Source organism: Streptomyces sp. bgisy130 (assembly GCF_057708345.1).
In genome coordinates this window covers 85,197-104,276 of the sequence record NZ_JBYISA010000010.1, presented here as the reverse complement: position 1 = coordinate 104,276, position 19,080 = coordinate 85,197, and the positions used below count along the sequence as shown (strand labels likewise).

At 71.6% G+C, this 19,080-nt stretch carries 15 protein-coding genes; 9 read left to right on the top strand and 6 right to left on the bottom strand.

The features are described 5' to 3' along the window. Nucleotides 1-148 precede the first annotated feature (148 nt). The 3 genes from AC3EUV_RS16130 (at nucleotide 149) to AC3EUV_RS16120 (ending at nucleotide 2,410) form a co-directional block, all read left to right on the top strand. Nucleotides 149-1,078 (top strand): IclR family transcriptional regulator domain-containing protein, encoded by a 930-nt coding sequence (locus tag AC3EUV_RS16130; RefSeq protein WP_432145395.1) that lies wholly within the window; start codon nucleotides 149-151, stop codon nucleotides 1,076-1,078. Nucleotides 1,079-1,146: 68 nt separating this feature from the next. After that, a complete protein-coding gene (locus AC3EUV_RS16125; RefSeq protein WP_432145394.1) occupies nucleotides 1,147-1,785 on the top strand; it encodes a nucleoside/nucleotide kinase family protein in 639 nt (212 codons plus the stop codon). 232 nt (nucleotides 1,786-2,017) lie between these two features. After that, complete coding sequence (locus AC3EUV_RS16120; RefSeq protein ID WP_432145400.1) at nucleotides 2,018-2,410, top strand: type II toxin-antitoxin system PemK/MazF family toxin; 393 nt, start codon at nucleotides 2,018-2,020, stop codon at nucleotides 2,408-2,410. Nucleotides 2,411-2,429: 19 nt separating this feature from the next. Here the strand turns inward: AC3EUV_RS16120 and AC3EUV_RS16115 are convergent, their stop codons facing one another. The 3 genes from AC3EUV_RS16115 to AC3EUV_RS16105 all read right to left on the bottom strand — a co-directional run bounded on the left by AC3EUV_RS16115 (nucleotide 2,430) and on the right by AC3EUV_RS16105 (nucleotide 4,592). Continuing rightward, nucleotides 2,430-2,972 carry a DUF1697 domain-containing protein gene (locus AC3EUV_RS16115; protein ID WP_435603196.1) on the bottom strand — a complete coding sequence of 181 codons (543 nt, stop codon included), beginning with the start codon at nucleotides 2,970-2,972 and terminating at the stop codon, nucleotides 2,430-2,432. A 52-nt stretch (nucleotides 2,973-3,024) separates the two neighbouring features. Then, nucleotides 3,025-3,618: a methylated-DNA--[protein]-cysteine S-methyltransferase gene (locus AC3EUV_RS16110; protein ID WP_432145392.1), complete on the bottom strand. Its 594-nt coding sequence runs from the start codon at nucleotides 3,616-3,618 to the stop codon at nucleotides 3,025-3,027. An 86-nt stretch (nucleotides 3,619-3,704) separates the two neighbouring features. Beyond that, entirely contained in the window at nucleotides 3,705-4,592 is an 888-nt protein-coding gene (locus AC3EUV_RS16105; protein WP_432145391.1) for a glycerophosphodiester phosphodiesterase, read from the bottom strand. A gap of 689 nt (nucleotides 4,593-5,281) precedes the next feature. On the opposite strand from AC3EUV_RS16105, the gene uvrB reads away from it, so the two are divergent. The 4 genes from uvrB to AC3EUV_RS16085 all read left to right on the top strand — a co-directional run bounded on the left by uvrB (nucleotide 5,282) and on the right by AC3EUV_RS16085 (nucleotide 11,646). Beyond that, nucleotides 5,282-7,414 carry an excinuclease ABC subunit UvrB gene (gene uvrB / locus AC3EUV_RS16100; RefSeq protein ID WP_432145390.1) on the top strand — a complete coding sequence of 711 codons (2,133 nt, stop codon included), beginning with the start codon at nucleotides 5,282-5,284 and terminating at the stop codon, nucleotides 7,412-7,414. A gap of 238 nt (nucleotides 7,415-7,652) precedes the next feature. After that, on the top strand, nucleotides 7,653-8,231 hold the full coding sequence (locus AC3EUV_RS16095) for a TerD family protein (protein ID WP_432145389.1): 579 nt from the start codon (nucleotides 7,653-7,655) through the stop codon (nucleotides 8,229-8,231). Nucleotides 8,232-8,334: 103 nt separating this feature from the next. Then, nucleotides 8,335-10,446 (top strand): TerD family protein, encoded by a 2,112-nt coding sequence (locus AC3EUV_RS16090; protein ID WP_435603195.1) that lies wholly within the window; start codon nucleotides 8,335-8,337, stop codon nucleotides 10,444-10,446. A gap of 216 nt (nucleotides 10,447-10,662) precedes the next feature. Then, nucleotides 10,663-11,646: a TerC family protein gene (locus tag AC3EUV_RS16085; protein WP_432145387.1), complete on the top strand. Its 984-nt coding sequence runs from the start codon at nucleotides 10,663-10,665 to the stop codon at nucleotides 11,644-11,646. Between the two features lie 122 nt (nucleotides 11,647-11,768). Here AC3EUV_RS16085 and AC3EUV_RS16080 read toward each other — a convergent pair whose 3' ends face one another. From AC3EUV_RS16080 to AC3EUV_RS16070, 3 genes are all read right to left on the bottom strand, one after another. Next, nucleotides 11,769-12,425 carry an MBL fold metallo-hydrolase gene (locus AC3EUV_RS16080; protein ID WP_435603194.1) on the bottom strand — a complete coding sequence of 219 codons (657 nt, stop codon included), beginning with the start codon at nucleotides 12,423-12,425 and terminating at the stop codon, nucleotides 11,769-11,771. A gap of 9 nt (nucleotides 12,426-12,434) precedes the next feature. Next, a complete protein-coding gene (locus tag AC3EUV_RS16075; RefSeq protein ID WP_435603193.1) occupies nucleotides 12,435-13,178 on the bottom strand; it encodes a maleylpyruvate isomerase family mycothiol-dependent enzyme in 744 nt (247 codons plus the stop codon). Nucleotides 13,179-13,305: 127 nt separating this feature from the next. After that, on the bottom strand, nucleotides 13,306-14,862 hold the full coding sequence (locus AC3EUV_RS16070; RefSeq protein WP_432145384.1) for an FAD-dependent monooxygenase: 1,557 nt from the start codon (nucleotides 14,860-14,862) through the stop codon (nucleotides 13,306-13,308). A gap of 59 nt (nucleotides 14,863-14,921) precedes the next feature. On the opposite strand from AC3EUV_RS16070, the gene AC3EUV_RS16065 reads away from it, so the two are divergent. Both AC3EUV_RS16065 and uvrA read left to right on the top strand, forming a co-directional pair. Then, nucleotides 14,922-15,647, top strand: coding sequence for a TetR/AcrR family transcriptional regulator (locus AC3EUV_RS16065; RefSeq protein ID WP_432145383.1), 726 nt, complete (start codon nucleotides 14,922-14,924; stop codon nucleotides 15,645-15,647). 259 nt (nucleotides 15,648-15,906) lie between these two features. After that, nucleotides 15,907-18,861 (top strand): excinuclease ABC subunit UvrA, encoded by a 2,955-nt coding sequence (gene uvrA / locus AC3EUV_RS16060; protein WP_432145382.1) that lies wholly within the window; start codon nucleotides 15,907-15,909, stop codon nucleotides 18,859-18,861. Nucleotides 18,862-19,080 lie beyond the last annotated feature (219 nt).

The window sequence follows — 19,080 nt, the reverse complement described above, 5'->3', positions numbered from 1 at the left end:
CGGGCGGCCCGGGGGACCGGAGGGGTACCGGTGTGGTGGGAGCACCGCCCGGGGCCGTCCATCGGGAGCAGCGGGCAAGGGGAGCGGCCCGTACCGCACATACCGCGCGCCTTCGGGCGCGGATCACTGCCAGGGGAGAGAGCACACGATGGGTCACAGCACCACAGCCACGGGAGCGCCGGCCTCGGCCGCCGCGCCCGCCACCGGCGTGGCGCCGCGTACCGCGGGCCACTCCAAGAAGGCGCGCCAGGCACCCAAGGGCGCGTCGTCCGCGGGTCCCCGGACGTCGGGATCCGGCCATGCCGAGCGGGTCTTCCTCGTGCAGACGGCCTTCGCCGAGCTGGGCGGATCCGCCCATGGGCCCGGTGAGATCGCCGAGTTCACCGGCCTGGACGACTCCGTTGTCTACCGCATCCTTCAGTCCGGCATCTACCAGCGCATCTTCGAGCGGGTGGACCGCGGCCTCTACCGGCTGCGGACCTCGGCCGCACAGCTCGCCTTCACCGCGCTCGACCACCGGATCGACGGCGAGATCTCGCAGACGGTGCTCCGCGAACTGCGGCAGGCCACCGACGGCGGGCTGGCGTTCCTCTACATGGTGGCTCCGTTCTCCGGGGCCCAACGGCAGTGCGTCGACATGGCCGTGGGCGACTCCGACCTGGCGGAGCTGGGCATGACGCCACGCGATGTGCTGTCCGTGACGCGTTCCCTGCGCACCGGCGCCTCCGGGCGGACGATCCTCGCCTACCTGCCGGAGGTGCTCCAGCAGCGGGTGCTGGCCGAGCCCGTACCGGACCAGGCGGGACCCGGTGTCTTCCGCGACAACGCCGCCCTGATGGACTCCCTCGCGGAGGTACGCGACCTCGGCCACGCCCTCGGGTACGAGGAGTGCATGGCCGGCTGGAACTCCTGCGCGGCGCCGATCATGTGGGACGGTTCCATCATGGGAGCGGTCCTGCTCCTCAAGCTCAAGTCCGTGATGCCGGTGGCCCCCGCCCGCGTCATCGAGGCGACGAAGGAGGCGGCGGCCGAACTCAGCCGCTACGGAGCAGCCCGCCCGGCCGCGGACCAGGGCTGACCCGCGGCCCCCGGCAGCCGGCCGCTTCATGAGCCGGCCCCCGCCGGGCGGCCGTGCAGAATGGCGGGGTGCGGCTCGAAGCGATCACCTGGGAACGGCTCACCGACGCGCTCGCCGAGCGGCTTGTCGCCATGCAGGCGAAGGACGGGAGCCCGTGGCTGCGGGTGGCCGTCGACGGGGCCCACGCCGCATCGCCCGGTGAGCTGGCCGCCCGGCTCGCCGAGGCACTGCGGCTGCGGGGGCGGGCGGTGCACAAGGCCGGCACCTTCGGCTTTCTGCGCCCCGCCTCGCTGCGGCTCGAATACGGCCGGGAGGACCCCGACGCTTACCACGACGAGTGGTTCGACCGGCGGGCGTTGTGGCGCGAGATCTTCCAGCCGCTGGAGCCGGGCGGCACCGGGCGGGTGCTTCCCGACCTGTGGGATCCGGTGGCGGACCGGGCGACCCGCAGCGCGTACGTGGAGCTGCCGCCCGGCGGCGTCCTGCTGTTGCACGGTCCCCTGTTGCTCGGTCACTGGTTTCCCTTCGATCTCTCCGTCCACCTGAAGCTGTCGCCGGCCGCGCTCGCCCGCCGCACCCCGGACGACGAGCGCTGGACCCTGCCCGCCTTCGCGCGCTACGAGGCCGAGACCCGGCCCGAGGAGGCGGCGGATGTCGTCGTACGGGCCGACGATCCCCGCCGGCCGGCCTGGAGCGGACCGGCGTGAGCGCCCGCCGCGTCCGAAGTGGCCGTCCCGGCAGGCGTGTTCGTTCCCGCCCGGCGCGCTTCTCCCGCTGCAAAAAACCGTAAGGCCGACCACTGACAATCGACCGTGGAGACGCCGGGCGCGGACCGCTGACCGGCGCTTGGGGCACGGCGGTTAGCGTGGCCCTGTGACTTCATTCCCTGCATCCGACGAGCCCGAGGCGCTGCCCGGCAGTCAGGGCCCCACCGCCACCGTGGAGGCCCGGCCGCGCTCGGTCGGCACCGTGACGATGACCTATGCGCCGGACCCGGACGGCGACCCGGACCCCGGCGAGATCGTGTGGACCTGGGTGCCCTACGAGGAGAACGACGGCCGGGGCAAGGACCGTCCGGTGCTGGTCGTCGCCCGGGAGGCGGGCGGCACGCTGCTGGCCGTGCAGCTGTCCAGCAAGCGCCACAACAACGACCGGGAGTGGGTCCCGATAGGGGCCGGCCCATGGGATCGCGCGGGGCGCGACTCATGGGTCGCCGTGGACCGGGTGCTGCGCGTGCACCCGGCCGGGATGCGGCGCGAGGCCTGCGCCCTGGACCGGGGCCGCTTCAACCTGGTCGGCAACCGGCTGCGCGAGCGCTACGGCTGGCGCTGACGGCGCCGGTGGCGGGGGCTCAGGCAGCCGCCAGGGCCAGCAGCTTGGTGACGGTGTTCCAGTTACGGGCGGTGGCAGTGACCCCGAGGGGCGCGCGGCTCACCGCGTCGGCCAGCTTGGAGCGGCCGATGCCGCCGGGGCACCACAGATACAGTTCGCGCCCGATCAGCCGGCACTGATCGGGCGCGAACGCGGCCGGGTCGAGCGCGTCGAGCCGGGAGGTGTCGGCCGGCACCGCCGACAGGAACGTGACGTGAAGGCTCTTGGGCTCCGGCACGGCCTGCGGAAACGGATTCGCGGCGACGGCGGCGGCCAGCTCGTCAGCGGTCCGGACGATCACCGGCACCGTCAGGCCGAGCTCGGCGGCGATCCGGTCATGGAGCACCCGGGCCGTCTCCTCCGGCGGCGTACCGGGGTCGGCGAAGACGATATTGCCGGTCTGGAGCAGGACCGAGACGTCCTCGTAGCCCAGCGACTCGGCCAGCTCCAGCTGCTTCGCCTTGGGGAAGGAGTTGTGGCCGCCGACGTTGATGCCGCGGAGCAGAGCGATCTGACGGGACATGAAGCTGCCCTTCATGGGAGCCGGCCTCGGCGAGGCCGGACGACGGTCGGGATCAGAAGAGCGGGGCGGGCAGCACACCTTCCAGGGCGAGCAGCAGGCGTTTGGTCTCCAGTCCGCCGCCGAAGCCGCCGATCCCGCCGTCACTGGCCACGACGCGGTGGCAGGGGACGACGACCGGCAGCGGATTGGAACCCATCGCCGCACCCACGGCACGGGCGGCGCCCGGTTCCCCGACCCGGTCGGCGAGGTCCTGATAGCCGACGACGCTGCCATAGGGGACGCCCGCGGCCAGGGCGTGCAGGACCCGGGCGTTGAAGCCGGAGGACAGCGACCAGTCCAGGGGGACGGTGAAGGCCCGCAGCTCCCCGTCGAAGTAGGCGGTCAGCTCGGCGGCGGCCGTCGTCAGATGAGGTATCTCCGCGAGGGGCGGCCCGCCGAAGAACTGCTCCAGACGGGCCAGCGCACCGCGGCTCGTCCGCTCGTCGGCATGGAAGACGACCTGGACCAGGCCCTCCCGGGTCGCGGCGAGCAGCAGCGGGCCGATGGGGGTCGCCAGCCGTCCCCAGGCCCAGTCGCGACGCGCCGCCGCGTCCGGTGCCGCGTCCGGCGGGGTCGCCGACCTGGAATCCTGCTCTGCATACGTCACCTGATCAGGGTAGGACGCACCACTGACAACGCGACGGGGAACGGTCCGGCGCCCGGCGCCGCCCGCCCCCCGTCGCCGCCGGCCGCTCAGTCGTCGTCGTGGTTCTCCAGGGCGTCCCGCACCACGTCCGGCTTGTTGGTGATGATCCCGTCGACGCCCAGACCGGCGACCTTCAGCGCGACCGCCGGGTCGTCGACGGTCCAGGTGTACAGGTCCAGCGTCCGGCGGTGCGGACCGCGCAGACCGTGCACGGCGGCGACGTACTCCCGGGTGACCGCCGTGTGGACGGGGTTGATCTGGTCGCAGTACTTCGCGAACTTCGGGAGGTCGGCGACGGAGGGATTGCCGAGGAAGCCCGTCTTGAGGTCCGACCGGAGGGTGTGCACGGTCTTGAGCGCGTCGGCGTTGAAGCTCTGGATGATCAGACGGTGCTTCACGTGCCCCTTGTCCAGCCAGCCCCCGCGGCGCAGCTCCGTGAGGGTCTGGAGCTCGATGCCCGGGTAGAGCTCCGGCGACTTGAGCTCCATCAGGAGGCTCTGGTCGTTGTGCTCGACCTCGTCCATGTAGTCCTCCAGGGTCGGCACCCGCTCTCCCCGGAACTTCGGCCCGAACCAGCTGCCCGCGTCCAGCTTCTCGATCTCGGCGAGCGTGAAGTCCGAGACGTTCCACGGCGAGCGCCCGGGGAAGACCTGCTCGACGTTCGTCGTCCGGGCGAGCGAGTTGTCGTGGAGGATGACCAGCTCGCCGTCCTTGGTGCGCTGTACGTCGTTCTCGACCCACTCGATTCCGAGCCGGTCGGCCGCGTCGATCGCGGCGAGGGTGTTCTCGGGCGCGTACGACGAGGCGCCGCGGTGGGCGACCGTCAGCGGTGTGTGTCCGGCCGGCGCGGCCTGGGCGGCGGTCGGGGAGAGGACGAGCGTGGACAGACCCATGAGCGCACCGGCGACAACGGTGGCGACGGGGCGAATACGCATACGGGCTCCTCGTGACGTCGTGGACGTGAGCTGACGTGAAGTGACGTGAACGGGGTCGGACGGACAGAGGCTCGCAGCCGGGCCGTAGCGGGAGGCGGTCGTGTGGTGTCCGGGACCTGAACGAGACGTGGCCGGTGTTCCGTTCTGGAGCGTCGCGCAGTTGCAGGATGCCCGGATCAGCCGTGCCACAGACGTACGCTCCGCCGCCGTCCAACTTGCCGGAGGCGCGGCATCCGCGCATCTTGGCCGATGATGCGTCACCCCTCGTCCTTACGACCGGTTTTGGTCGAACACTCGCGAGGTGGACCGGCGCGTCGGGTTCCCGGTGCGGGCGCGACGCGCTCGCGGACTTTCCTCCGGCCGGGAACAAGGGGGAGCCCCGGGGACGCAGATGGCACATCCTGCGCGGCGTCCCGCGTACGCCCTGATCCCGTGGCGTTCCCGGCCCGCCGGGCACCGCCACCTCACCGCCGCGCCCCGCCGCATCGGCCCGCCGCCGCCCCGCCGCGACGCGGTGCCCGCCGCCCCGCGCTCACCGCCGTCCCGCCGTTCCGCCCGGCCTCTGCCACCGTCCGGCGCCCGCGCCGAACGCCCGATGCCACCGCGGGCCCCAGCCGCCCCCGCGGTAAAGCCGCAGGTCGGAGCATGGGCCACGTCGATTGTCAGTGCTGGGTCGTACGGTGGATCCCATGCGGCCCGTATCAAAGATCGAACGCACGGTGGCGCCCTTCGAGGTCGTCAGCCCCTACCAGCCCAATGGCGACCAGCCGGCGGCCATCGCCGAGCTGGAGCGGCGCATCCGCGGGGGTGAAAAGGATGTCGTCCTGCTGGGTGCGACCGGCACCGGCAAGTCGGCGACCACCGCGTGGATGATCGAGAAGCTGCAACGCCCGACGCTCGTGATGGCGCCCAACAAGACCCTCGCGGCCCAGCTCGCCAACGAATTCCGCGAACTGCTGCCGAACAACGCCGTCGAGTACTTCGTCTCCTACTACGACTACTACCAGCCCGAGGCGTACGTCCCGCAGTCCGATACGTACATCGAGAAGGACTCCTCCATCAACGAGGAGGTCGAACGGCTGCGCCACTCCGCGACGAATTCGCTGCTCACCCGGCGTGATGTCGTCGTGGTCGCCTCGGTGTCCTGCATCTACGGCCTGGGCACCCCGCAGGAGTACGTCGACCGGATGGTGCCGCTGAAGGTCGGCGACGAGATCGACCGCGACCAGCTGCTGCGCCGCTTCGTCGACATCCAGTACACCCGCAACGACGTCGCCTTCACCCGTGGCACCTTCCGGGTGCGCGGCGACACCATCGAGATCTTCCCGGTCTACGAAGAGCTGGCCGTGCGGATCGAGATGTTCGGCGACGAGATCGAGGCGCTGTCCACCCTGCACCCGCTCACCGGCGAGGTGATCAGCGACGACCGGGAGCTGTACATCTTCCCGGCCAGCCACTACATCGCGGGCCCCGAGCGCATGGAGAGGGCCATCGCGGGGATCGAGGCCGAGCTGGCGGACAGCCTCGCCACGATGGAGAAGCAGGGCAAGCATCTGGAGGCCCAGCGGCTGCGGATGCGCACCACCTACGACATCGAGATGATGCGGCAGATCGGCTCCTGCTCGGGCATCGAGAACTATTCGATGCACATGGACGGCCGTGACCCCGGCTCCGCGCCCAACACCCTCATCGACTACTTCCCCGACGACTTCCTCCTGGTCATCGACGAGTCGCATGTCACCGTCCCGCAGATCGGCGCCATGTACGAGGGCGACGCCTCGCGTAAGCGGACCCTGGTCGAGCACGGCTTCCGGCTGCCGTCCGCCCTGGACAACCGGCCGCTGAAGTGGGAAGAGTTCCTGGGGCGCATCGGCCAGACCGTCTATCTGTCCGCGACCCCCGGGAAGTACGAGCTCGCGCGCGGCGACGGCTTCGTGGAGCAGATCATCCGTCCGACCGGGCTGGTCGACCCGGAGGTGGTGGTCAAGCCCACCGACGGGCAGATCGACGACCTGGTGCACGAGATCCGTACGCGTACGGACAAGGACGAGCGCATCCTGGTCACCACCCTCACCAAGAAGATGGCCGAGGACCTCACGGACTACTTCCTCGAGCTCGGCATCCAGGTCCGCTATCTGCACAGCGACGTGGACACCCTGCGCCGGGTGGAGCTGCTGCGGGAGCTGCGATCGGGTGAGTACGACGTCCTGGTGGGCATCAACCTGCTGCGGGAGGGCCTCGACCTTCCCGAGGTCTCCCTGGTGGCCATTCTGGACGCCGACAAGGAGGGCTTCCTGCGCTCCGGTTCGGCGCTCATCCAGACCATCGGACGCGCGGCGCGCAATGTCTCCGGACAGGTGCACATGTACGCCGACAAGGTCACCCCGGCGATGGCGAAGGCCATCGACGAGACCAACCGCCGCCGGGAGAAGCAGCTGGCGTACAACACGGAGAACGGGATCGACCCGCAGCCGCTCCGTAAGAAGATCGGCGACATCGTCGCCACCCTCGCCCGCGAGGAGATCGACACCCAGGAGCTGCTGGGCACGGGCTACCGCAAGGGCTCCGAGGCCAAGGACGCCAAGGGCAAGGCCCCGGTCCCGGCGCTCGGCGCCAAGGGCGCGAAGGGCAAGGGCGGCAAGGCCGGCGCGGAGCTGACGGACCGTCCCGCCGCCGAACTGGCCGCGCTCATCGAGGAGATGACGGAGCGGATGCGCGCCGCCGCGGCGGAGCTCCAGTTCGAGGTCGCCGCCCGGCTGCGTGACGAGGTGGGTGAACTGAAGAAGGAGCTGCGGCAAATGAGGGAGGCCGGGGTGAAGTAAGGGGGCGGCGTGCGCTGCGGGGGAGTCCGGGGGGCGATACCCGGCCGGGCCGTCCGGGTGGCGGACCCGTCGGCCGGGTGCGGGCATCGCCGCACGTGAGCGCGGTGTGCTCAGCGGACCGGTGTGTTGCAGAAGCGCCACAAAACGCGGGCCTTGTGCGTGCCCGGCCCGCGGCCGTGCGTAGGGTCGAAGGGCCGCCGGAAGCCGGGCGGGGACAGTACGAGAGAGGGGACGGCGCGTGTCGGTCAATTTGTCCAAGGGGCAGGGCATCAGCCTGGAGAAGTCCGACGGAGGAGCCCTGACCGCGGTGCGGATGGGGCTGGGGTGGCGCTCGGCGCCGCGCCGTGGCCTGTTCGGGCGGCGGACCAGCGAGATCGACCTGGATGCCTCGGCGGTGCTGTTCGCCGACAAGAAGCCGATAGACGTCGTCTTCTTCCAGCACCTGGTCAGCGATGACGGTGCGGTCCGGCACACCGGCGACAACCTGGTCGGCGGCGCGGGCCAGGGCGGCGACGACGAGGCGATCCTGGTCGACCTGGCGCGGGTGCCGGTGCACATCGACCAGATCGTCTTCACCGTCAACTCCTTCACCGGCCAGACCTTCGCCGAGGTGCAGGACGCCTTCTGCCGTCTGGTGGACGAGACCACCGGCCAGGAGCTGGCCCGTTACACCCTCACGGGCGGCGGCGACTACACCGCACAGGTCATGTCCAAGGTGCACCGCGCGGGCGGCGGCTGGCAGATGACCGCCATCGGTGAGCCCTGCGTCGGCCGCACCTTCCAGGACCTCGTGCCGGCGATCGTGCCGCACCTGTAGTCACCACCGTCGTGGCAGCGCGCACCGGGCCGCGCCGCCGCCGCTCCGGGCCCCGGCCCGGCGTCCGGCCCGGGGAACGCCATCACTACCAGGGGGAACAACGATGACGGCCGAGCTGGTCCGGGGGCAGAACCATCCACTGGACCGGACACGGGTGGAGATCCGGGTGGCGGCGGGCGGTCCCGTCGTGGCCGGGGTGACCCTCGGCGACGAGCAGGGCAGGCTCTCCGGCGTCGAGGCGGTGGCCCACCCAGGCGCGCCCCGCCGCACCGGCATCGAGGTTCCCCGCCAGGCGGCCGCCGAGCACCGCATCGCGGTGGATCTCGACGCGCTGCCCGCCGCCGTCCACCGGGTGAGCGTGCTGCTGGCGCTGCCCAGCGGGATCGGCGGGCTGACCGCCTTCGGCGCCGCCGCCGCACCCGCCGTCACGGTCACCGGCCTCGACGGCACCGGCCTCGTCCGCTACACGATCACCGGCCTGGGCGCCGAGTCCGCCGTCGTCGCCGTGGAGCTCTACCGCAGGCAGGACGCCTGGAAGGTGCGCGCGGTGGGCCAGGGCTACGCCGACGGCCTCCCAGCGATGCTGCGGGACCAGGGGCTGCCACAGGCGGCGGAGCTGGCCGCGGAGATCGAGGAGGCGGTCGGCCGGGGGCAGGCCCGCGCGGTCCCCGCGCCCGCCCCCATGACGGCCGGCCGGTCCGAACGGCCCGGCACCGGCCCGGCCGCCGCGCCCGCCCCGGACCAGCCGTCCCCCGCACCCGCCCCGGCAGCTGACGGCCCGACACCTTCCGCAACCGGCGCCGGAGCCGCATCCGGGACCGGAGCCGCAGCAGGCCCCGGGACCGGCGTAGGCGCGAAGTCCCCCGCCGGCTCCAAGGCCGGAGACCTCCCGCCCGCCCCGGCGGACGGCGGCCCCATCGACTACCGGCACCCCGGCCGGCGCAGCACCCCTGCCCCGGCCGCCGCCGCCCCGTCTTCCCCGCGCCCGGCCGGCCCGCCCACCTCGGCCACGGGCCCCACCGCACCGGACGGCTCCCCGCAGCCGGTGGCCGGTGACGCCGCCGGCTGGAGCATGGACGAGCGGCTCTACAACCAGGTCTGGGGCATGTTCGAGGACCTGGCGCGCTCGGTCGCCGCCTACCGCAGCGCCGCCGACTTCGCCGAGACCCGCCTGGAGCAGGAGCTCGACCGGGCCCTCGCCGACCCGCGCAACCGACTCGGCACGGCGGGCGACGCCGCGCGCGCCACCGCCCGCGACAAACACGCCACCCTCGTCACCCAGGCCCGCGCCGCCCTCGACCGCGACCTCGCACAGCTGACGGCCGAGTCGGAGGTCGTGGAGCCCGCGCTGCCGCCCGCCTTCGCCCGTTGGGACAACCCCGTGTGGCAGGGCTACCACGCCCCGCTGGAGCGCCCGATGGCGCTGCGCCTGGGCGATGTGCACCTCCCGGAAGTCCTGGACCTGCGCATCCCCATGCTGGTGCGGCTCCCACTGGAGCGCGGACTGTGGATCGACAGCGGGCCCGACAGCTATGGCCACCCTGGCCCCGAGCGTGACATCGGCCGGCGGGAGCTGCCCGGCGCTCTCACGGACGGGGCGCCCGACGAGGCCGAGCGGCGCCGGCTGTCCATGGAAGCGGCCGTGGCGATCGCCGCCCGGCTGCTCGCCATCCACCCCGCCGGTGAGTTCGCGGTCCAGGTCATCGACCCGGCCGGAGCCGCCGCGCCCGCGCTGGCGCCGCTGGTGGAGAGCGGTGCCCTGCCCGCCTACCCCCTGCCCGGCGCCAAGGGCGTGGCGGCGGTCCTGGAGGAGCTGACCCGGCGGGTGGAACTCGTCCAGATGGCCGTCCGCCACCGCGCCGCGGACGCGCTGCCGGCCGATCTCGACACCGCCGAGCAGCTGCTGATCGTCCATGACTTCCCGCACGGCTTCGATGACCGCGCCCTCGCCCGGCTCCGCTATCTGGCCGACGAGGGGCCGGCGGTCGGGGTGCATCTGATGCTGGTCGCCGACCGCGCCCAGAGCCGGGAGTACGGCCCGGTCCTGGACCCGCTGTGGCGTTCCCTGCTGCGCCTGACTCCGGTGCCCGAGGCGCACCTCGCCGACCCCTGGGTCGGCCATGCCTGGACGTACGAGCCGCCGCTCGCCCCTTCGGGCAGCCAGGTGGTGCGTCAGGTGCTGGGCCGGCTCGCGGCCGCCCGCCGACCCTCCTGACCAGCTATTTTGCCTATTTCTTTACTATTCCTTGGGCTTCCTTTACGCTTCTTGGTGCGGAGGGGAGTATTCCCACCACGACGTACCCGTCATCACGGATTGCGAGTGTGACGAGATCCCGGGGCGTCGGTCCCGTCCCCCTTCGGGCGGACGGGGCGGAAGAGACCTCCGGCAGCGACGACGCTGTGAGTGCCGTACGACTCTGCCGGAGGAGCAGTGGACGTTTCCCTGAACCTGTGGGTGCTGACCATCCTTGGTCTCTGCGCCCTGATCGCCGCCGACTTCTTCATCGGCGGCCGCAAACCACACGAGGTCTCCCTCAAGGAGGCCGGAATCTGGACCGGTGTCTGGATCGCCCTCGCCGCGCTGTTCGGCGTCGGGCTGCTGCTCTTCGGCGGCACCGCACCGGCCGGTGAGTTCTTCGCCGGATTCATCACCGAGAAGTCCCTGAGCGTCGACAACCTCTTCGTCTTCGTGCTGATCATGGCGAAGTTCGCGGTCCCGGCGATCTACCAGCAGCGGGTGCTGATGGTGGGTGTGCTGATCGCGCTGGTGCTGCGGGCCGGCTTCATCGGTGCGGGCGCCGCGATCATCGCCAACTTCTCCTGGATCTTCTACCTCTTCGGCGCGTTCCTCATCTGGACCGCGTGGAAGCTCATCAAGGAGGCGCGCGCCGGGGAGGAGGACGAGGAGTTCGAGGAGAACCGCTTCCTGAAGCTGGTCGAGAAGCGCTTCCCGTCGACCGACACGTACCACGGCACCAAGCTGTTCATCGTCGAGAACGGCAAGCGGCTGATGACGCCGATGCTGATCGTCATGCTGGCGATCGGTACCACCGACGTCCTCTTCGCCCTGGACTCCATCCCGGCGATCTTCGGCCTCACCCAGGACCCGTACATCGTCTTCACCGCCAACGCCTTCGCCCTGATGGGTCTGCGGCAGCTGTACTTCCTGATCGGCGGACTGCTCAAGAAGCTGGTCCACCTCTCGTACGGCCTGTCGGTCATCCTGGGCTTCATCGGCGTGAAGCTGGTGCTGCACGCCCTGCACGAGTCCGGTGTGCCGGTCCCGGAGATCACCATTCCGGTCTCGCTGGGCGTCATCTGCGCGGTCCTGGTCGTCACGACCATCACCAGCCTGCGCGCCTCGAAGAAGCAGGCCGCGGCCGAGGCCACGGCCAAGGAGCGCATAGACGCCTGAGGCCGGTACCCAGGCCCCAAAAGCGTCGACGGCGCCCGGTTCCCGCTCCCTTCCGGGGCGGGGCCGGGCGCCGGCGTCGTGTACGGGGCCGAACGCGGCGGACGGGGCCGCCGTCCGCCGTGCTACCAGCCGCGCTTGCGCCACTCCGCGAGCTGCGGGCGCTCCGCGCCGAGTGTGGTGTCGTTGCCGTGGCCCGGGTACACCCAGGTCTCGTCGGGCAGTTCGCCGAAGAGCTTGTGTTCCACGTCGTCGATGAGGCGGGCGAAGTTCTCGGCGCTGCCGAAGGTGTTGCCGACGCCGCCGGGGAACAGGCAGTCCCCGGTGAACAGATGCGGGGCGCCGTGCGGGTCGTCGTAGACCAGCGCGATGCTGCCCGGTGTGTGCCCGACCAGGTGGCGCGCGGTCAGTTCGACCCGGCCGACGGTGAGGGTGTCGCCGTCCTCGACCGGCACGTCCGTGGGGACGGGGATGCCCTCGGCGTCGTACCGCCCCGCGAAGGTCCGCGCGCCCGTCGCATCGACGACCTCCCGCAGCGCGCCCCAGTGGTCACCGTGCCGGTGGGTGGTGACCACGGAGGCGATACCGCTGTCGCCGATCAGCGAGAGGAGGGTGTGCGGCTCGGCGGCCGCGTCGATCAGCAGCTGCTCATCGGTCGCCCGGCACCGCAGCACATAGGCGTTGTTGTTCATCGGACCGACCGCGACCTTGGAAATCATCAGGTCGGTCAGCTCGTGCACGTCGGCCGGTCCGCCGACCTTCACTGCTCCGCTGTAGCCCATGGCACCACTCTAGAGCGGCGGTACGGCAGGCAGTACGCAGCCGTGGCTGTCCAGTTTGCCGCTGTCACCACGGCCGGTGAGCCAGCCGACCAGTGCGGTCGCGGAGCCCGTCACCACCAGGGGCGCGGCCGCGGCGTCCGGCCCGGTGGCCGGGCCGCCGGTGCGCCAGCGGCGGCCGTCGTCGGCGCGCAGCTCCAGCGGGGGGAGGTCCGGGTGCCCGGCGAATTTGATCGTGGACAGGAAGTCCAGCTCACGGTCGACGAACGCGGGGGACAGCTGGTCGAGGGTGTGGCCGACGCCGAGGTCGACATGGTGCAGTTCGAGCTCGGCCAGCCGGCGCAGCGGCAGCCGGTCGGCCCGCTCGACGACGCCGTTGCGCATCTCGACCTCGAACGCCCGGCGGGCCGCCGGCAGCGCCTCCATCGCCGTGTCGAAGCGCGAGGCGGTCTCGCGGAGATCCTCCAGCTGCGCCGCCAGCGGACGTCCGGCGCCCCGCTCGATATCGCGCTCGCGCGCCTCGGCACTGGCGTACATCGGTGTCCGCACGTCCGTACGCGCCCAGGTGAGGAGATTGCCCAGCGCGTCCGCGTTGCGCGCCAGATGGGCGAGGACATGGCCGCGGGTCCAGCCGGGGAGCAGCGACGGTTCGCCGATCGCCGCGTCGTCGAGCTTGCTCACCGAGACCAGTAGCCGGTCGGTGGCCTCGCGGACGGCTGCCACATCGTGCGGGAAGTCAGGCGGGGTGAGGGTCATGGTGCGACGCTAGCGCCGTCCGGGCGGCTGCGGGAGTCGGCCGGCGCCGGCCGGGGCGTACGCGGGCGGGGCGGGCGGCGCGTATCAGCCGCTTGGTCCGGCCGGTCCGCGCCACCCGCCGCGCCGGTCAGGCCGTCGCGCCGTCCGGCGTGCCGAACCAGCTCCGGAGCGCCGCGGCCAGCTCGTCCCGGGTGCCCGGGGCGCCCGAGTCCGCCGCCCAGGCGGTGCAGCCGTCCGGCCGCACCAGCAGTCCGGCCAGGCCGGGCCGCCCGGGGCAGTCCGCGGTACGCACGCGCACCCGGTCGCCGTAGCCCGCGGCGTGGGCGCGCACCTCGACGTCATCGGCGAGGTCGAGCAAAAGCCCGCGCCCGTCGTGCAGATGGTCGGCGAGCCGGGTGCCGTCGGAGAGTTCCAGGTCCGGTGCGCTGCGGCCGGTCAGCGGATGGTCGCCGGGCAGGTCGTAGCGCTGGCAGACCCCGGAGATCTTCTTGGCGAAGAAGGTGGTGGCGGTGACGGTTCCGGTCAGTTCGGCGAGCACTCCGCGCAGCGCCCGCGCGTGCGACTCCGGCCGCATCAGGGCCACTTGGGCCCGGGTCCACTCCAGCACCCACGCGCCCAGGGGGTGCCGCTCGGCCGTGTACGTATCGAGCAGCCCCTCCGGCGCCCGGCCGCGTACCGTGGCGGCCAGTTTCCAGCCGAGGTTCATCGCGTCACCGATACCGAGGTTCAGCCCCTGGCCGCCGAACGGCGAGTGCACATGGGCCGCGTCACCGGCCAGTAGTACCCGGCCGGAGCGGTAGTCGGGCACCTGGCGCGCGTTGTCCGTGAACCGGGTCGCCGAGAGCACCTTGTGGATCCTGACGCCCGGCACCCCGGACACCTTGTACAGGGACTCCTCCAACTCCTCGGCGGTGACGGGGGCTTCGCGGTCCGCGGGCGGCCCGTCGAACTCCACGGTGAGGATCCGGCCGGGCATCGGCCCGTGCACATACGTCCCGGTCTCCGTCCAGTTCCAGCCCGCCCCCAGCCCCTCGGCGCCGGTCATCTCCACCAGGGCCTGACGGCCGGTGATCTCGGGCGCGGTGCCGGGGAACGGGAAGCCGGCGAGCCGGCGGACCGTGCTGCGGCCGCCGTCGCAGCCGACCAGCCAGCCGGCGCGGAGCGACCCGTCCGAGGTGTGTACGTGCACGCCGTCGTCACCGGCGTCGAAGCCGGTCAGGGTCACCCCGCGGCGCAGGTCGACGCCCAGTTCGGCGGCGCGGGCACCGAGGAGCCGTTCCAGGGCCTCCTGCGGTACGAGGCCGACCTCACCGGCCGGCCCGTGGCCGTCGAAGTCCGGGTCGGACTCGTCCAGCAGATCGCCGCGCAGCATGATGCCCGCGAAATGCCCGGCGAACTTCGGCGGCCGCCGCACCGATGAGGCCCCGGCGGCCTGCCGCTGTCGCAGGAACGAGCTGAACTTCTCGAAGGCCGCGCGCTGTGCCTCCACCAGGCCGGGCAGCATCCCGCGCCGGTAAAACGCCTCCGAACTGGGGGAGTTGATCGCCCCCGCCTTGATCGTCGTGTCCACTTCGGTCAGCCGCTCCAGGACGACCACCGATATCTCTGCCAGTGCGAGTTCGCAGGCGAGCATCAGCCCCACCGGGCCGCCCCCCGCCACCACTACGTCTGCGTCATGCGTCATGGAAGTAAGTGTAGTCACTAAAAATTTATGCTGACTCAAAAGTGGCTAAAATTCCGCCCATGGTGGATGAGGAACGGCGCGGCGGTGAGCGGGCGGCGGGCGGCGAGCGGCCCGGGGGCCGGCAGCCGGAGACCGGTTTCGGGGTGGACGAGGGGCGGCTGACCCTGCGCGAGCGCAAGAAGCTGCGCACCCGGCAGCGGATCTCCGGGGAGGCCACCCTGCTGTTCATCCGGCGCGGCTTCGACAACGTCACGGTCGCCGAGGTGGCCCGCGCCGCCGAGGTGTCGACGATGACGGTCTTCAATTACTTCCCGCGAAAGGAGGACCTTTTCCTCGACCGGATCCCCGAGGCCCGGGAGTTGATCGTCCGCGCCGTCCGGGAGCGCGGCGCGGGGGAGTCGCCCCTTGCCGCGTTGCGCCGGCTGGTGCTGGCCCTGCTGGCGGAGCGGCATCCGCTGGGCGGGGTGGGGGAGGGGTTCGAGCACTTCTGGCGCACGGTGCTGGACTCCCCGGCGCTGCGGGCGCGGGGGCGGGAGGCGGTCGAGGAGACGGAGGGCGCGCTCGCCGCGCTGCTCGCCGAGGCCGCGGGGGGCGACGCGGAGCGGCCCGGTCATGACGCACGGCTGGCCGCGGCCCTGACCGTCGCGGCGATCCGGGTGGCATACGTCGACGCCGCGACCCGGCAGCTCGGGGGTGACCCGGTGGACGAGGTGGCCGTTGAGCAGGCGGAGGTGCTGCGGCGCACGTTCGATGCGCTGGAGCGGGCGCTGCCCGGCTTCGCTTGACGGGGGCGTTTCCGCAGCGTATGGGCGTGCGGCGGGGCGGGGAGATTGTGCGGCCGCCACACGTTCGGGTGAAGAGGGCTTGCGAGTCCGGTAAATCGAATGCGCGTGCTATAAGCTCGTGTGTGGCATCCCAAAGACAGTGCCGCGGCGGGCCCCCTACCCTGGGGCGGGGCTCCGCTCGCTCCGCCGCCCCTGCTCACTCCGAGCGGCGGACGCAGAGCCGCGGCCCCCGCCCCCTTCAAGAAAGGTGCCGACCGGCGTGGCCGACCGTCTCATCGTCCGTGGCGCTCGCGAGCACAACCTCAAGAACGTCTCGCTCGACCTCCCCCGCGACTCCCTCATCGTCTTCACGGGGCTCTCCGGGTCGGGCAAGTCCTCGCTCGCCTTCGACACGATCTTCGCCGAGGGGCAGCGGCGCTATGTCGAGTCGCTCTCCTCCTACGCCCGGCAGTTCCTCGGGCAGATGGACAAGCCCGATGTGGACTTCATCGAGGGCCTGTCCCCCGCGGTGTCGATCGACCAGAAGTCGACTTCGCGCAACCCCCGCTCGACGGTCGGCACGATCACCGAGGTCTACGACTACCTCCGACTGCTCTTCGCCCGCGTCGGCAAGCCGCACTGTCCCGAGTGCGGACGGCCGATCGCCCGGCAGTCGCCGCAGGCCATCGTCGACAAGGTGCTCGAACTCCCCGAGGGCAGCCGCTTCCAGGTGCTCTCCCCGCTGGTGCGCGAGCGCAAGGGCGAGTTCGTCGATCTCTTCTCCGACCTCCAGACCAAGGGCTACAGCCGGGCGCGGGTGGACGGGGAGACGATCCATCTCGCCGAGCCGCCCAAGCTGAAGAAGCAGGAGAAGCACACCATCGAGGTGGTCGTCGACCGCCTCACGGTCAAGGAGACCGCCAAGCGGCGGCTGACCGACTCCGTCGAGACCGCCCTCGGGCTCTCCGGAGGCATGGTCATCCTCGACTTCGTCGACCTGGAGCCGGACGACCCGCAGCGCGAGCGGATGTACTCGGAGCATCTGTACTGCGCCTACGACGATCTCTCCTTCGAGGAGCTGGAGCCGCGCTCCTTCTCCTTCAACTCGCCCTTCGGCGCCTGCCCGGACTGCACGGGTATCGGTACGCGCATGGAGGTCGACCCCGAGCTGATCGTCCCCGACGAGGACCGCTCCCTCGACGAGGGCGCGATCCACCCCTGGTCGCACGGGCACACCAAGGAGTACTTCGGCCGCCTGGTCGGTGCGCTGGCGGACGCCCTCGGATTCCGTACGGACATCCCGTGGGCCGGGCTGCCGGCCCGCGCCAAGAAGGCCCTGCTCCAGGGCCACAAGACCCAGATCGAGGTGCGCTACCGCAACCGGTACGGCCGCGAGCGGGCCTACACCACCCCCTTCGAGGGCGCCGTGCCGTTCGTCAAGCGGCGGCACTCCGAGGCGGAGAGCGACAGCAGCCGGGAGCGCTTCGAGGGCTATATGCGCGAGGTGCCCTGCCCGACCTGTGAGGGCACCCGGCTCAAGCCGATCGTGCTCGCCGTCACGGTCCAGCAGAAGTCGATCGCCGATGTCGCGGCCATGTCGATCAGCGACTGCGCCGACTTCCTGCGGGAGATGAAGCTCACCGCGCGCGAGAAGAAGATCGCCGAGCGGGTCCTCAAGGAGGTCAACGAGCGGCTGAAGTTCCTGGTCGACGTGGGCCTGGACTACCTCTCGCTGAACCGCGCGGCCGGCACCCTCTCCGGTGGTGAGGCCCAGCGCATCCGCCTCGCCACCCAGATCGGCTCCGGCCTGGTGGGCGTGCTCTATGTCCTCGACGAGCCGTCCATCGGGCTGCACCAGCGCGACAACCACCGGCTGATCGAAACCCTGGTCCGGCTGCGCGACATGGGCAACACCCTGATCGTCGTGGAGCACGACGAGGACACCATCAAGGTCGCCGACTGGGTCGTGGACATCGGCCCGGGCGCCGGTGAGCACGGCGGCAAGGTCGTGCACAGCGGCCCGATGAAGCAGCTGCTGGCCAACAAGGACTCGGTCACCGGCCAGTATCTGTGCGGCAAGAAGGCCATCGCGACACCGGACATCCGGCGGCCCGCCGACCCGGCGCGGCAGCTGACGGTGCACGGGGCGAAGGAGAACAACCTCCGCGACATCGACGTCTCCTTCCCGCTCGGGGTGTTCTCCGCGGTCACCGGAGTCTCCGGCTCCGGCAAGTCGACGCTGGTCAACGACATCCTCTACACCCACCTCGCGCGCGAGCTGAACGGCGCCAAGTCGGTGCCTGGCCGGCACACCCGGGTCGCCGGGGACGATCTGGTGGACAAGGTCGTGCATGTCGACCAGTCGCCGATCGGCCGCACCCCCCGCTCCAACCCGGCCACCTACACCGGTGTCTTCGATCATGTCCGCAAGCTCTTCGCGGAGACGATGGAGGCCAAGGTCCGCGGCTATCTGCCGGGCCGCTTCTCCTTCAACGTCAAGGGCGGCCGCTGCGAGAACTGCTCCGGCGACGGCACCATCAAGATCGAGATGAACTTCCTGCCGGATGTGTACGTGCCGTGCGAGGTCTGCCACGGGGCGCGCTACAACCGCGAGACGCTGGAGGTCCACTACAAGGGCAAGTCCATCGCCGAGGTGCTGGACATGCCCATCGAGGAGGCCCTGAGCTTCTTCGAGGCGGTGCCGACCATCGCCCGGCATCTCAAGACGCTCAACGAGGTCGGCCTCGGCTATGTCCGGCTCGGGCAGTCCGCGCCGACGCTCTCCGGCGGTGAGGCGCAGCGCGTCAAGCTGGCCAGCGAGCTCCAGAAGCGCTCGACGGGCAGCACGGTCTATGTCCTCGACGAGCCGACCACCGGTCTGCACTTCGACGACATCAGCAAGCTGATCAATGTGCTGGCCGGCCTGGTCGACAAGGGCAACACGGTGATCGTCATCGAGCACAACCTCGATGTGATCAAGACGGCCGACTGGGTCATCGACATGGGCCCCGAGGGCGGCAACGGCGGCGGCCTGGTCGTCGCCGAAGGCACCCCGGAGGACATCGCGTCCATCCCGGCCAGCCACACCGGCAAGTTCCTGCGGGAGATCCTCGGTGACCGCGTCAGCGATGCCGCGCCGGTGAAGGCGTCCGCCAAGAAGCCGGTGGCCAAGAAGGCCGTGGCGAAGAAGACCGTGGCCAAGAAGACCACGGCGCGGGCCCGCCGGACCTCCTGACACCCATGGGCCGCGCCCGCCGGGCCGTCACCGCTCTCCGTACGACGGGGGCGGTGGCGGCCCGTCGTGCTGCCGGGGCGCCAGGACTGACGGTGCGCCGGAGCGAGCCACCCGCCACCCGCCTCCGGGCCACGCGTCGCCCCGCTCCAGGCCACGCCGCCGGACCCCACCGAGCCCCACCGCCCCCGCCCACGGGCCACGCCGCCGGACCCCACCGGG